14 protein-coding genes are annotated in these 14,439 nt (G+C 59.1%); 5 read left to right on the top strand and 9 right to left on the bottom strand.

The window, feature by feature from the left end; genetic code table 11:
• Nucleotides 1-8: 8 nt before the first annotated feature.
• Nucleotides 9-1,190: a glycosyltransferase family 2 protein gene (locus tag FHX08_RS30270; RefSeq protein WP_132658508.1), complete on the top strand. Its 1,182-nt coding sequence runs from the start codon at nt 9-11 to the stop codon at nt 1,188-1,190.
• On the opposite strand, the gene FHX08_RS30265 is transcribed toward FHX08_RS30270, so the two are convergent.
• Complete coding sequence (locus tag FHX08_RS30265; RefSeq protein ID WP_132658509.1) at nt 1,159-2,073, bottom strand: DMT family transporter; 915 nt, start codon at nt 2,071-2,073, stop codon at nt 1,159-1,161. The genes FHX08_RS30270 and FHX08_RS30265 overlap by 32 nt on opposite strands.
• A gap of 276 nt (nt 2,074-2,349) precedes the next feature.
• On the opposite strand from FHX08_RS30265, the gene FHX08_RS30260 reads away from it, so the two are divergent.
• Nucleotides 2,350-3,552 carry an ROK family transcriptional regulator gene (locus tag FHX08_RS30260; RefSeq protein ID WP_132658523.1) on the top strand — a complete coding sequence of 401 codons (1,203 nt, stop codon included), beginning with the start codon at nt 2,350-2,352 and terminating at the stop codon, nt 3,550-3,552.
• A 53-nt stretch (nt 3,553-3,605) separates the two neighbouring features.
• Here the strand turns inward: FHX08_RS30260 and FHX08_RS30255 are convergent, their stop codons facing one another.
• From FHX08_RS30255 to FHX08_RS30220, 8 genes are all read right to left on the bottom strand, one after another.
• On the bottom strand, nt 3,606-5,627 hold the full coding sequence (locus FHX08_RS30255) for a beta-N-acetylhexosaminidase (protein WP_132658510.1): 2,022 nt from the start codon (nt 5,625-5,627) through the stop codon (nt 3,606-3,608).
• A gap of 30 nt (nt 5,628-5,657) precedes the next feature.
• Nucleotides 5,658-6,128, bottom strand: a complete 471-nt coding sequence (locus tag FHX08_RS30250; protein ID WP_132658511.1) for a GNAT family N-acetyltransferase — start codon at nt 6,126-6,128, stop codon at nt 5,658-5,660.
• Nucleotides 6,129-6,141: 13 nt separating this feature from the next.
• On the bottom strand, nt 6,142-7,068 hold the full coding sequence (locus tag FHX08_RS30245; RefSeq protein ID WP_132658512.1) for an ABC transporter ATP-binding protein: 927 nt from the start codon (nt 7,066-7,068) through the stop codon (nt 6,142-6,144).
• Entirely contained in the window at nt 7,065-7,880 is an 816-nt protein-coding gene (locus tag FHX08_RS30240) for an ABC transporter ATP-binding protein (protein ID WP_132658513.1), read from the bottom strand. The genes FHX08_RS30245 and FHX08_RS30240 overlap by 4 nt, the downstream gene beginning before the upstream one ends.
• Nucleotides 7,877-8,779, bottom strand: coding sequence for an ABC transporter permease (locus tag FHX08_RS30235; RefSeq protein WP_132658514.1), 903 nt, complete (start codon nt 8,777-8,779; stop codon nt 7,877-7,879). The genes FHX08_RS30240 and FHX08_RS30235 overlap by 4 nt, the downstream gene beginning before the upstream one ends.
• On the bottom strand, nt 8,779-9,759 hold the full coding sequence (locus FHX08_RS30230; RefSeq protein ID WP_132658515.1) for an ABC transporter permease: 981 nt from the start codon (nt 9,757-9,759) through the stop codon (nt 8,779-8,781). The genes FHX08_RS30235 and FHX08_RS30230 overlap by 1 nt, the downstream gene beginning before the upstream one ends.
• An 18-nt stretch (nt 9,760-9,777) precedes the next feature.
• A complete protein-coding gene (locus FHX08_RS30225) occupies nt 9,778-11,472 on the bottom strand; it encodes an ABC transporter substrate-binding protein (RefSeq protein WP_132658516.1) in 1,695 nt (564 codons plus the stop codon).
• A gap of 562 nt (nt 11,473-12,034) precedes the next feature.
• Complete coding sequence (locus FHX08_RS30220; RefSeq protein WP_132658517.1) at nt 12,035-12,370, bottom strand: hypothetical protein; 336 nt, start codon at nt 12,368-12,370, stop codon at nt 12,035-12,037.
• 176 nt (nt 12,371-12,546) lie between these two features.
• Here FHX08_RS30220 and FHX08_RS30215 point away from each other — a divergent pair, with 176 nt between their 5' ends.
• From FHX08_RS30215 to FHX08_RS30205, 3 genes are all read left to right on the top strand, one after another.
• On the top strand, nt 12,547-13,041 hold the full coding sequence (locus FHX08_RS30215) for a GXWXG domain-containing protein (RefSeq protein ID WP_184328123.1): 495 nt from the start codon (nt 12,547-12,549) through the stop codon (nt 13,039-13,041).
• A 4-nt stretch (nt 13,042-13,045) separates the two neighbouring features.
• Entirely contained in the window at nt 13,046-13,414 is a 369-nt protein-coding gene (locus tag FHX08_RS30210) for a c-type cytochrome (protein WP_132657808.1), read from the top strand.
• A gap of 553 nt (nt 13,415-13,967) precedes the next feature.
• Nucleotides 13,968-14,414, top strand: coding sequence for an SRPBCC domain-containing protein (locus tag FHX08_RS30205; RefSeq protein WP_132657806.1), 447 nt, complete (start codon nt 13,968-13,970; stop codon nt 14,412-14,414).
• The last annotated feature ends 25 nt before the right edge of the window (nt 14,415-14,439 follow it).

The raw sequence follows: 14,439 nt of genomic DNA, 5'->3' as shown, positions 1-14,439 counted from the left end.
GAAAACCGATGGAGTCTGGAGAAACTTTTGATCCCTCTCAGCCGCTGGTCTCGGTGGTTATTCCAGCATTCAACGCTTCCACGTTTATCGAGCGCACATTGCGATCTGCAACTCGACAGACCTATCCGGCCCTGGAGATCATCGTGGTCGATGACGGTTCGACAGACGATACGGCAGACCTTGTCAAGCAGAGCGCGATGATTGACCCACGGATCCGCCTGCTACGCACTCCAAACCGCGGTGTTTCTGCCGCAAGGAATACCGGCATCGAGGCATCATCAGGTCAATTTGTGGCATTCCTTGACGCGGACGACCTATGGCATCCGACGAAAATCGAGAAGCAGATAGATGCTCTCAATGGCCTTTCCTCGCAGTGGGCGGCGGTCTACGTGCTGCATTACGTCATCGATCGCGACGATGAGATCATCCGGCCCGGCGCGTCCAATATTGCGAGAGGATACATTTACGCTCGGCATCTGAATTTCAAATACATTGGCAATGGAAGCGCGCTTCTTGTGCGACGGGATGCAGCGCTTGAGATAGGTGGATTTGACAGCTCGTACGCCGCAGCAGGTATTGGAGGCTGCGAAGACCTCGATTTCGAGCTCAGGTTAGCTGCACGCTACTGGATCGAAGTCGTCCCCGAACGCCTGGTGGGCTACAGAGAATATCCCGGCAACATGTCTTCCAACCACGCTCAAATGGGGCAAGGCGCTTTGGAAGTCATCAAACGCTCGTTGGCCGCAAATCCGCAGCTTCCGAAATATGCAGCCAAAAGCGCCGTCGCGCTTACTCAAAAATACGCATTCCGGCAGTACAGAAAAGCCAGGAATTTACGTCTGACACTCGCATCTGCTTGGGCAATCCTTCAGGATGACCCGCGTTTCATATTTAGGTTCGTATGGCATAGTTGCCTACGCCTCATAAAAAGACGTCTGAATCTCAAGGCGACGACAGCGCAGGATGAAGGTCCGCGACTGGACAGATTGAGATTCGACGAACAAATCGTCCTTTCGCCTATTGAAGGCCCGGAAGAAACCATAAAGTCACGGCGTCATCTGATGCGACTGACTGCGACGGATGCGAGGCTGAGTTCAATCCGTGAGAGCGCCGAGGGAATAGCCTCTCAGGTGACGAAATCGGAAGGCAGCATAGCCCCTAATGGCCGTCAGGCGGAACATCTGCTTTAGACGTGATGTCCACTATGTTCTTGCGATGGAAGATGAAGAGGCCTGCGAGAACGATGATGACGGAGCCGACCAGAATCTGCTTGTCGGGTAATTCGTCGAAGAAAATGTAACCAAGGATAATTGCCCAGAGCAGCAGGCTGTATTGGAGGGGCGCAAGCAAAGAGGCGGGGGCCAGTTTCAGTGCACGTGTGATCATCATATGGGCGCTGCCGGCGATGATCCCTAGTGCCAGCATGGCTGCGAAATCGATGGCGGATGTTGCGCGCCAGTCGCCGATGCTGAGTATTAGACCTGTGAACAACGCGCCGATTGTTTGCCAGGTGACAAGCGTGGCATCGCTTGTCTGTCGCAGCCGGCGGCCGAGGATCAGCGTCAGCGCGAAAGAAAGGCTGCCGATCAGGCCAAAGACCGATGGCCAGGACAACATGGCCGCCGACGGTCTGAGCGCAATCACGACACCGATGAAGCCGATGATGACGGCGAGCCAGCGACGCCAGCCGATTGTCTCACCCAGGAAGAAATGTGAAAGGGCGGCGACATAAATGGGGCCGGCCATGTAAAAGGTCATCACGTCTGCGAGGGGCAGATAAGCAACCGCAGCGTAGAAAAAGGCGACATCCCCCGTCGTCAGGATAACGCGCAGGATTTGCAGGGGCACGCGCTCGACCTGGAACAGCGAGCGAGGTCCTTGCCGGACAATCATCGGCGCAAGGATGAGAAAAGAACCGAGCGAGCGGATGACCAGCACCTGGCCAACCGCGAAGCTCGTCACAAGCCATTTGCCCATGGCGTCGTTCAGCGAGAACAGGAAATCGCCAAGCAGCATCAGAAGCACGCCGAAAAGCACCGTGTTTCCTGCGGCCTTGCTGACGCGTAAATTCATGATTCGTCCCAATTGGTTAGGCTTCTTATCTCCCATAGAGCTTCATCCTGGCAGCGTCGATTCCCGACTGACGATTTGCCGGAATTCTAATCATTCAGAGGAATTCGACGCTTGTCCGGTGTCGTCAAATCCCAACGATAGCGGGGACGCAGCCGTTAAAGTGATGGGTGAACTGCGGTCGAAACAATCGGCATCAATTTTCGTCGCGATCACATTGAAAAGACTGCACACTTCTCCCCTTCCCCACGGGATCGTCTTGTGGCAATGGTCACGCTCATGAAGGCGATTTCCGGCACCAATCTCGAGCAGGCCAAGTCACACAACAGGCGTGTCGTGATTGAGGCTGTCCGCACCAACGGTCCGCTATCGCGCGCGGCGATCGCGCGGATGACGGCGCTGACGGCACAGACCGTCTCGAACATCGTCGAGGAATTGCAGCGATCACACCTGCTCGTGCCCGCGAAGGCGCAGAAGCTAGCCCGCGGCCAGCCGATCATTCCCTATTCGATCAATCCGCATGGGGCCTATTCGATCGGGCTCGAACTTGGCCGCCAGCGCGCCAATGGCGTGCTGACCGATCTCTCCGGCGCCGTCTGCGCGCGCATCGAACGCCATATAGAGCATCCGGATCCCAAAGAGGCCATGCCGGTTTTGGCTGCGATCGTCGAGGATCTGCAGCAAGTCTTCTCTTTCGATCGCAACAGGCTGCTCGGTGTCGGTATGGCGCTGCCTGGCCGTTATGCGGAGGGAGGCGTCACGTCGCTGAGCCCGCTGAACTTGCCCGGCTGGCAGGACTTTCCCGTCGGCTATGAGCTGGAACGGCGCGTGAAGGTGCCCGTTCTTGTCGAGAATGACGCGGCCGCGGCGGCCATCGGCGAGCGCCTGCACGGCGTCGCACGCGGCTTCAATAGCTTCGTCTATCTCTTCCTTGCCGGCGGCGGCGGTATCGGCGCCGGCATGTTTCTCGATGGGCATCTCTACAAGGGCAGCCGGCACAATGCCGGTGAGATCGGCCACATCATCGTAGAGCCGCATGGCCGGCTCTGCAGTTGCGGCAAGCGCGGTTGCCTGGATCGCTACGTCTCTCCAACCGTCGCCTACGAGTTCATGGGCATTGCCGATGCCGAGGAGCTTTCGCCCGAGGATCTCGACACGCTGATTGCAGAACGTGGCAAAGGCCTCAATGCGTGGCTGGATCAGGCCGTTCAGCCGCTGCGGCAGACGATCGATTTCCTTGAGCTGGCCTTCGATCCGCAGACAATTGTGCTCGGCGGCAGCATTTCCACCATCATGATGCGCCGACTAGCCGAGCGGCTGGAGCCGCTGCACGTGCCGATCGATCCGACCGAGGAAAGGACCATTCCGCGCGTCATGATCGGCACGACCGGCAAGGATACCGCAATCCTCGGTGCGGCCGCCCTCCCGATCTTCTCGGAAACCAATCCACGCTTTGACGTGCTGCAGAAGCCCGTCGGCTAATCTCCGCCTCGCTTCCAGAGGCGAAGACTAGGTCGCCGTTGTCCCAAAATCGACTAGGACTGTTGCAGCCCATAGAGCAGCGGCATCAATCCGGCGAGCGCCTTGAAGCGTTCCCAGGATTTGGAGGACGGCCTCGTCCAGCCAGTCTCGGCAAGCGCCGAAAGACGTGGGAAGACGAGCCGGTCGAAGACGGCACGATCCGTCATCGGTTCGGACCAGATACAGGCCTGAATGCCGCGAAGCTTCTGCTTCTGCATCTCCGTCCACCCGCCTACGGGATCGAACGTATAGAGTTTCTCCGCATCCGACGTACCGGCCCAGCTCGCACCTGGCTCGTCCCAATCCGGCCGCAGCGCCATATCGAGATAGTAGACCTGCCCCGGGCAGACCACGATCTCATAGCCGCGATCGGCAAGTTCGGCGGAGATTTCGACATTGCGCCATGAGCAGAGGTAGCTTTTCGACTTGTCGATGACGTCACCGTGCGCCGCTTCCTCCCAGCCGCCGGTGATGCAGCCCCTGGAGGCGAGAAAGGTCTGAATGCGCTTCAGGAACTCTGCCTGCAGAATCGCCGCGCCCGAACCGTTGATATCGTCGGCACCATGCGTGTTGGTAATGACATTCAGGCGCCTGGCATGAGCATCAGCAACTCCGTCACCTGCGACCGATCGCAAGCGGGCGAGTGCTTCCGGCGAACCGGACCAGGCGCCGAGCGGCACTTCATCAGCGCCCACGTGAATGGTCTTGAAGGGAAAAAGCTCGATGAGTTCCGAGAATATCGTCTCGATAACCTCATAGGTCTTTTCACGCGCCGGATTGATGCAATTGTCGGGGAATCCCTGAACCGAATAATAGCTGCCAGCCTCCTGCGGATCGCGCAGCTCCGGCATTGCCTGTAGCATGGCGTAACAATGGCCGGGAATGTCGATCTCTGGCACGATCTCGATCCCAAATCCCTTGGCACAGGCGACGATCTCACGGATGACTGACTTGGTATAGTAGCCGCCAGTGCGTTCCGGGCTGGACCCAAGCAGCGGCGGCACGGCCAGCCCGTGGCCTCGCCATGCGCCGATTTCAGTCAGCGCCGGATAGGCATCGATCTCGATACGCCAGGCTTCGTCATCGGAAAGGTGCCAATGGAAACGATTGAGCTTGTTCCAGGCGAGCACCGCCATCAGCTTCTTGATTTCCGCCTCCCCATAAAACTGACGGGCAACATCCAGATGCAGGCCGCGCCAGCCCATCGACGGTTCGTCGACGATCTCGCCGGAGGCGGGAAACTGGAAGGTCCGCGGGTAAAGGCGTGCGCCGCGCCAGATCTGGCCAAGTGTGATGAGGCCGTAGAGGAACCCGGTCCGGCTGCTCCCCTCGACGATAATTGCCTCCCCTTCGAAGCGCAGCCGGTAGGCTTCGGGACCGAGGCCGGCAGCCTTCTTCAAGGTTATGGGTACCGCGCCTTCTGCAGCCGAACGGATGATTCCTTCGACGGCGAAGAGTTGATCGACCAGTATCTTGAAACTATCCGCAGCAGCCCTTGCGTCTGGACCATCAGCCTGCAGAAAGAAGCCTGCCGGCAAGGGTCGTCGTGAGGCGACGGCCACATGGTTAGGCCAGGGAATGATCGACACCTGAACCGGTGCGCTGGCCGGCACTGGAAAGATCTCGGCGCCGCGCTTCAAGGGAGCATTGCTGGCGGCTGAACGCGTCGGCTCGAGCCCGAGCGAAACGGTGCTGCCATCAGCTAGGGCGAGATAGGCGCTCGTTGCACCATCCGTCCAATGGCGGAACTGCCAGCTCAGCTCATGAACAGCTATCGTCCAGGTTTCGCCTGTGTCGAGGACGAAACCGTCCGGTGGCTGGAATTCGGTAAAGTTCGACAGCCTCTTGGAAACCGTGGCCCCCTCGACGCGGCCGGCGGGATCGACCCGGCCGGGGCCGCTGACGCAGAGCGAGAAGCCGGAAAGCGGCTCGGCAGCGAGGTTCTTGAGCGTCAGGACATAGGAGAAATCCTTGCCATCGACTGGTGGATTCCAAAGGGTTTCGAGCCGCAGGGCCTGAGGTCGCGGAGTGGACATGATCGTTTCTTTCTTTTCGGACTGTGGAAATCAGCTCTTGAGCATGCCGGCATAGATGCCGGGAGCGGAATCGGGGATTGGAATGGCGCCAACGGCTTTCTTGTAGAACGCGGAAGGGCCGACATCGCCGATGATCGCGTAGCCGTAACCCATCGCCTTCAAGTCATTGAGGCTGGCAAAGAGCAGCGCCCGACCGATGCCGAGCCCGCGAAGGCTTTCGTCCACGCCTGTTGGACCGAAGAAGTCGGGTGCCGTTGCCTCATGACAGGAAAAACCGACGAGCTTGCCTTCGCGCGTGGCAATGAAACAGGTCGGCGGCTTTCGCGTCATGGCGACCGTTGCCTCGCTGGCCCAGGCTTCGTTGAAATGTTCGCCGATCCAGCGGATGATCAGTTTCAATTCGGGCGGCAGTGCACGGCGGATGGTGACGCCCGCCTTTGCCATGGCGTCCTGTGATCTTGTGTCCTGCGGCAAGGTCGATAGATTGACGAGATAATCCATTGGAAACGTCCTGTTAGGTCTGCGCGCCAAGGGCGCGGATGAAATGATCGGGGCCGACCCGCTCGATGACGACGGATTCCGGACGGCTGAGCGAACGAACCCGCTCCGCCTGCTCGAGGAATCGTGCGCTTCCGCCGGTCACGAATGGGCGTCCGCCATCGGGAACGGCCGAAAGCAGGAGCTGGGTATAGGGATGGCGCGGGTTGGACAAAACCATTTCGGTATTGCCCCACTCCACCATCTGGCCGGCGAACATCACCACGATTTCTTCGGCCACATGCGCTGCCGTCGCGATGTCGTGGGTGATGTAGAGCATCGCCAGTTCGTTCTCCCGTTTTACGCGGGCAAGCAGGTCGAGAATGTCTTTGCGGATGGAAACATCGAGCATCGAGGTCGGCTCGTCGGCCACCAGCACGCTCGGCTCCACAGCCAGCGCCCGTGCGATATTGACCCTCTGACGCTGGCCGCCGGAGAGTTCGTGCGGAAATTTCTGTTTCGAGATCGCAGGGTCCAAACCGACGCTCGTCAACAGTCCGGCGATATCTTCGTCGAGGACTGAGCGCGACATGTTCTGCCGGTGGAGTTGCAGCGGACGGGAAAGGTGATGGCCGACCGTGAAGGCGGGATTGAGCGACGAAAACGGATCCTGGAAGACCATCTGCACGTCCTTGCGATAAAGGCGCTCGTCTTTCGCCGTCCCTTGGGCGGCCAGATCCTGTCCGCGAAAGAACAGCTTTCCGCCCGTCGGCCTATCGAGGCGCGCAATGATACGGGCGCAGGTCGTCTTGCCGCAGCCGGATTCGCCGACCAGCGCCAGTGCACGACCGGGAAAGAGCGAGAAGGAGATGCCCTTCAACGCTTGCACCGGGCCGAAATGGCGCTTGATCTCTTCCAGCCGTATGACGGCGCCGGCTGGGGACGGATATGACTCGGGCTTCATGCCAGTGCTCCTGAAAGGTGAGGCTTGCTTGGAAGCTGCGGAATGGCGTTCCAGAGTTTGCGCGTATAGTCATGCAACGGCGCCTGACTGACCTGATGTACATCGCCGACTTCGACGAGCTCGCCCTTCAGCATGATGCCGATACGCTGGCAAAGCTGCGCCATCAGGTGCAGGTCATGTGTGATGAAGAGGACCGAGAAACCGTAGTTCCGCTGCAGATCGACGACCTGTTCCAGGATTTCGCGCTGCACGACAACATCAAGCGCGGTCGTCGGCTCGTCCATGATGATGAATTCCGGCCTCAGCGCCATACAGATAGCGATGACGATGCGCTGGCGCATGCCACCGGAAAACTGATGCGGATAATCGCTGATGCGGTGCGGCGCGATGCCGACGAGCCGGAACATCTCCTCGCCGCGCGCCCGCGATTCCTGTCGCGAACATCCCGTATGCCGATAGAGCACATCGTGGAACTGCGCTTCGACCCGCATCAGGGGATTGAGCGAATTCATCGCACTCTGGAAAACCATGCCAATGCGCTTCCAGCGGATTTTCTGCAGGTCTCGCTCCGGCATTTTGAGCAGATCCTGCCCGTCCATACGGATGGCACCGCCAGTGATCCAGGCCGGCGCCTTTGAAAGACGTGTAATGGCATAGGCAATCGTGCTTTTGCCGCAGCCGGATTCGCCGGCCAAGCCGAAGATTTCGCCCCGGCCGATATTGAACGAGACGTCCTTGACGGCTCGGAATTCGCCTTTGTCTAGCAGGTAGTCGACATTGAGCTTTTCGATTTCCAGGAGATTGTCGCTCACAGGCCTGCCTCCAGCTGGCGGTTGCGGGCACGGGTGAGGCGGAACCAGCGTGACAGCGCCGGACCGGAGCGAAGCTGCGGATTGGCGATCTCGTCGAAGGTGAAGTTGAGCAGCGCGAGGCCAAGTCCCGTCACGGCGATGCCGAGCGCGGGAACACCGACGTCCCACCAGGCACCGACCATGATCGCCGAAGCGTTCTGGGCATTGTAGAGCATGGTGCCCCAGGAGACTTTCAGCGGATCGCCAAAGCCAAGATATTCGAGCGTCGTCTGCGCAACGATGGCGTAGATGATGCTGCCGACGAGATTGATGCCGATCAGCGGCGTCAGGTTCGGCAGAATCTCCACAAAGATGATGCGCCAAGCGGGCTCGCCAATCATTTTTGATGCGGTGACGAAATCGCGATTACGCAGTGCCATCGTTTGCGAGCGCGTCATGCGCGCTCCCCATGGCCAGGACGTCAGTGCGATGATCGTCATGATCGTCATCGGTCCCACCGTGCCGGCAAAGGAGGCGAGCAATATCAGCAGCGGCATGTTTGGAACGACCAGAACCGCGTTGGTCGCCAGATCGAGCGCCGCATCCGTCTTGCCGCCGACATAACCGGCAATGAGGCCGATTGCGGTGCCTATGACGGTGATGGCAATGCCGGTTGCAAAGCCGACGGTAAGGGAGCTGCGCGCACCCCAGACGAACTGGCGATAGACATCGCGGCCCATCTTGGTGGTGCCGAGCACATGCTCTATGGATGGCGGCTGATGGGAACGGCCGACGCGTGCGCCGGGTTCACCGGGGGCAATGACGGGCGCAAGCACTGCCATCAGCCAGAGGCCGACGATGATGATGAGGCCGGCAACGGCTTTCTTCTGGCCAAGGATGGATCTCAGCGTGAAGCTCATTACACAGCGTCCCGCAGTCTGGGGTCGATAAATCCGTAGATGATATCGACAAGGAAGTTTGCACCGAGCGTTGCGAGCGTCATCAGTAACAATTGCCCCTGGATGACCGGATAGTCGCGGGCGATGCTCGCCGTGTAGAGCGTGAGGCCGAGCCCCGGATAGTTGAAGACGATCTCGGTGACGATCGAGCCGCCGAAGACGGCGCCGAGCATTAGCGCAAGGTTCGTCAGCACCGGAAGCATCGCATTGCGGGCGCCGTAGCTGAACATCACGCTTAGATGGCTGAGCCCCTTGGCCCGGCCCATCGTTACATAGTCCTCGCCGAGCACCGAAATCATCGATGAGCGCATGGTCGTTTGGAATTCCCCGATCAGGAATGGCGACAGCGTCAGCACCGGCATGATGGCGTGGATGAGGACGCTGCCGGCGAATGTGACGTTGAATGCGGGATCGAGGTTTGGATCATAAGCATAACCGACCGGCAGCCATCGCAGCGACACACCGAACACAAAGAGCGTCGTCAGCCCTACGATGACAGGCGGCACCGAAATCATCACGACCGCGAGAGGCGAAACGATCGTGTCAAAACGTCCGCCGCGCCGCCAGGCGGAGACTGCACCCAGAACCACGCCGATGCAGAGCGAAAAGATGATGGCGGTGACAACGAGGAAGATGGTCCAGATCGTCGAACGGCCGAGGACTTGGGTCACGGTCTGCGGATAATATTTGACGGAGACGCCGAGATCGAAACTCGCGAGACCTTTCAGATAGTCGCTGAATTGCAGGAGCATCGGCTGATCGACGGCACCGAACCGCGCCTTGATCGCTTCAACTGCCGCGGGCGTTGCCCGCGGGCCGAGCTGGGCGACCATGGCGTCGACAGGTGTCCCCGGCATGAGCCGGGGAAGGACAAAATTCATCACGATGGCGAACGCCAAGGCGACCGCATAGACGCCCAGGCGCCGTCCGGAAACACGCATGTCCCTGTCCTCGCGGTCTTATTGGACCGGCTTCAGGCGCAGGAGATGCATGAGGCGCATCCGGTTGTTGTCATGATCTTCCGGGTTCATGACGGGATCCTTGTCGGTCACCCAGCCAGTGAAACGCTTGCTGGAGAACTGGTACCAGGTCGGGCCGTTGAAGACGGGAACGACCGGGAAATCGTCGGCGACGAGCACCTGGATGTCGTTGAAAATCTTCTTGTGATCCTCATCCGACGTCGCCTTCAGATACTGATCGAAGAGCGCATCGAGCTTCGGGTTCTGATAGCGCGAGGGAGCTCCGGTGACGCGTCCAGCATAAGCCGTCGACAGGCTCTGATAATAGCCGCGGAACGGTGTGGCGCCATCGGCGCGCGAGTTCATGACGACCTCGAAGCTGCCGTCGAGGATCTGCTTGCGCCACTGTTCGTATTCGGGTGTCGCGACGGACGCATTGATACCGGCCGCACGCAGGCCTTCGACGGCGATCTGTACGGCGTCGATCCAGTCGGTCCATCCGTTTGGAACGATGATCGCAAAATTTATCGGCTTGCCACTCGGCGTCGTGCGGAAGCCGTCCGAACCCTTCTTGTAGCCGGCATCGTCGAGGATCTTGCTGGCCTTTTCGGTATCGAAGCCCATGAAGGCATCCTTGTCGCCCTCGGCTTCCTTATTACGCCAGCCTTCAAAGCGCGGTGGCAGCCCCGACGCATGCTCGTTGACGACGGGATAACCGAAGCCGGCAATGTCGACCATCGACTTGCGGTCCATCGCAAGGCTGAAGGCGTGACGGAAGTTCAGGTCCTTGTAGGCCTCCAGATTGCCCTCGTCCTTGCTCTTGAAATTCATCTGGAACGCGACGGTTTCGGCCGGCGGCTGCCAATAGCCATTGTGGTCAGCGTCGAGTGCAACGAAGGTCTTGTCGATTTCCGGAATGAAGGAACCGATCCAGTCCATATTGCCTTCGGGCAGGATGGCAAGCATCTGATCGTTGCCGGAAATCTGCGGCAGCCGCAGGCAATCGACATGCAATGAAGCCGCGTCCCAATAGTTCGGATTGCGGCACTGTTCATAGACCTGAGGGGTAAAGCGGCGCACTTCCGTCATCGGTCCCGAGCCGACCGGCTTCTCATTCTTGAAGGCGACGGGATCGGAGACGTCCTTCCAGACATGCTCGGGAACGACGGCGAGATCGGCAAGCGATTCCGGGAAATCGGAATTGACGGCCTTGAGCTTGATCGTCACCTCGGTCGGCGATGGTGCTTCGACCGATGCCACGGTTTCGCCGACACCGATCGTATCGAGTGCCGCATTCTTCAGCATGAGATCGATCGTGTATTTGACGTCGGCCGAAGTGAACGGCTGACCGTCCGACCATTTCACGCCCGGACGCAGTTCATAAGTGATCGATTTCATGTCGTCGGAAAACTTGTAGTTCGTCGCAAGGCGCCAGACCGGCTTGCCGCCATCCTGCGCGTTGAAGATGACGAGCGGCTCATAGATGAAATCCATGGTGCTCTGCCGACGCCCGGCCAAGTCGAACGGATTGAAGTTCTGCACCCAGCTTGTCTGCTCTTCGATATGCATCGTCAGTACGGATTCGGCGGCAGAGGCAGCCGATACCCCAAAGGCCATAACGACCGTCAATGCGGTTGCCGCTGCCCAACCGGCGCGCGTGGTAACCCTGCGGATTAAGCTCTTATCCAGTCCCATTTCATGTTCCCTACTTTGTTATTTTTGGATTCAATCAAATTGATTTAATCAAATTATTGCATGGTTTCGGATCCGGTCAATCGGGTGGAAACTAAAAAATTTCGACCGCGGAGATCTGAACTTAATTGCGTCGACGCACCGCTTGGCAGGATACTCGCCAATCGCAGGCTGCGCGAAAACGAAGTAGTCGCCCCTATTGGCGGGCCACGGAGCTTAACAGCGCCTGGTGCGGTGCGTTCCTCGGTCTTGTACCAAGGACGCTGCTCATGCCTCCCCTTCGTGATTGGCGCGAGCGCCCAGGCATGGAGCGGCAAGATGGAGATTCTGGAGAAAAACCTCACGACGGGAGGGCCTTTCGTGGCAGGAGATCAGTTCACTCTGGCCGATATCCTGACCGGTCTTCGGTCAATCGCTGGCTTCAAGCACCGATCGAACGGAGCGAGCTATCGGCGGTCGCGGCCTATTTCGAGCGGCTTCAGCCAAGGCCATCCTTCCGACGGGGGCGGCTACGACACATTTCCGTAAGGTTGTCGCCTGACGAGGAGGACCGCGAATATGATGTCTATTGCTGCTTGGGCTGGGGTGCCTGCTGCGGCGTCTCGCCTGGTCGAATGACCGGCATATCGCCCGTGGGTGGGGGCGTTTCAACCATTCCGCGATCGCCAGTCGGGGGAGGCGTCAGCACGCCTTTGCAGCGTGATGTATCACTTTCCTTTCCATCATCCTCCGCCTGCCGATCCTTTTTAATGGAGGGCTGGCTATCCGCCTGGCAATCCGGTTGTTGCCGCGTGCTGTCGACCTGGCCCACGGCGGCCTGCGGTCCGACAAGGAGCAATCCCAAGCCAAGCAGGAACAAGAGCGACTTGCCGGAAAGGTGTTGTTTGCGAATCTTGCTCATAAGCGGCCTCCCCGCTTTGCGATTGATGCGCTCATATCCATCCAACCAGCATCGATTTTGAAAGTTCCGAATACGCACAGACAATTGACCCTCGGAATCTACGCCGGCAATCGCTACTTCATTCCTGAGGTCAGCTGAGAGAAGGTGAACCCGTGCAAACGGATCTGCAGAGAGACATGACGGCCTGGTTCCACACACTGGGGCCCGTTGAGCCCGTTGAGATGGTCGGGCTTTGGAGAGGAGCCGGTATACCATCAGGGCATCCGCTCGACGGCGTCCTTGAAAACCTCAGATGGTTCGGCAAACGCTTTCATCCTGATATGCGGGCGGACGCATTGCTCTTCCAATGGCGGCCGGGGCGGCTTGTCGCAATCGATCCGCGGTTCGTCCCCATCACGCTTGCGATCAGGCTCTCATCCCTGGGGCGTACCGCCTTCGGCCGTGGTCTGTTTTCCTATTTTCAGAAGGCGTTCCGCGCGCAAGGTACGACGGCTGCCCTGGATATCCGCACACTCGATCAAATCGCAAGCGCTGCCATGGTCTACAACGAGCAGCCGATCGTCGACCATTTCAGACGCGTGAGCGATGATACGTTGGCCGGGATGATGTGCGTGCGTGGTGACGAAAGGCGGTTCTTCTTCAAACTCACGAAGATCGGAGCCCAGAGTTAGGACGATGTGGAGAACAATCGCCCGGGCGATCCTGGCGGCTTCGATTGCGGGCAGCAGTTTCGCTGCAGATGCAGATCGCGGCGCGCGGATATTCCGTTCCTGCGCTTCATGTCACATCGTCAATGACACCAGAAGCACATTTGGCCCCTCTCTGAAGGGTGTCGTCGGACGGCGAGCGGCGATCGTTGGCGACTACGCGTACTCCCCCGCTTTGAAGAAAGCCGGCGAAGACGGGCTTATCTGGAACGAGCGCGAACTGGCGGAATTTCTCGCCAGCCCGAGCAGGAAAATCCCCGGCACCAAGATGCGCTTCTGGGGACTTTGGAATTTCGAGATCGATGACCTCATCGCGTTCCTCAAGGCAAATCCCTAATCTCGACTCACGCCGCACGAACCAAAAAGAAAAGGGCGCTCTACGACTTCATGTCGGAGCGCCCGTGGCTTGTGTCGGCGTCAGTTGCGGCGGAAACCGACATCAGGCAGAAACAGATGACCGGATTCTGAACAAAATGGCAACATCGGCATTTTATGAATGACAATTTGCCACTGTCCGTCCACCTGATTTCCACAGCTTATCCACAGGCTTCGCAACGGGTATTTTAGGACATTCAAACACATAGAATGAGTACCGATCTGTCCCATTCAAACGAGATGTGACTTGCGGATGACACCCGGAATTTCTTCCAGATCCGTGATTCTCAAGGCTGCGACGCGAGGCTACTGTTTCCTTTCTCCTTGAGCGCGGCGGCGGACGCTCGGAGGTGGAGGCGGCAGGCACAGAGGGGTCTGTCGCCTCCTCCAGTTGAAGCCCTTCAGCCTCGCAATTCGAACGCCAGCAACGCGTGGCGCCCTTGCTGCCAGCGATTCTTCTCCTAAGATACACCAGAACGGCCCTCGCCGGTGCAGACCAACCATGGGAGAAAGCAATGCCAGAGGCCCTCGTCGTCCGCCGCGAAACGCATCTTTCCGCCCCGCCCGCTGCTGTCTTCGCTCTGCTGACGGATCCTGAAAAGATCCTGCGCTGGATGGGAACGGAAGCTGAGATCGAACCGCAGCCCGGCGGGCTTTATCTCGTCAATGTCACCGGCGCCCGCTTTGCGCGCGGCTCCTTTCGCGAGGTGGTACCGGTTCACCGCCTTGCCTACAGCTTTGGCTGGGATGGCAGCGAGGAAGTTCCACCGGGTTCGAGCCTCGTCGAGATCGATCTGATCGAGCAACCGGACGGCACGCTCTTGCGTTTGACCCACACAGGCCTGCCCAATGAAGAGCAATGCGCCGGTCATGCCGAGGGTTGGGCACACTATCTCGGCCGCCTGAGCGCAGTGGCAGCGGGACGCGACCCGGGACCGGATATCTTTCATGGCAGGAAGTAACCAGGCTTCCTGCCTCATTGTGACG

Origin of the sequence: Rhizobium sp. BK529 (assembly GCF_014194105.1) — a bacterium.
GTDB lineage: Bacteria > Pseudomonadota > Alphaproteobacteria > Rhizobiales > Rhizobiaceae > Rhizobium.
This window is presented reverse-complemented; position numbering and strand designations above follow the sequence as displayed.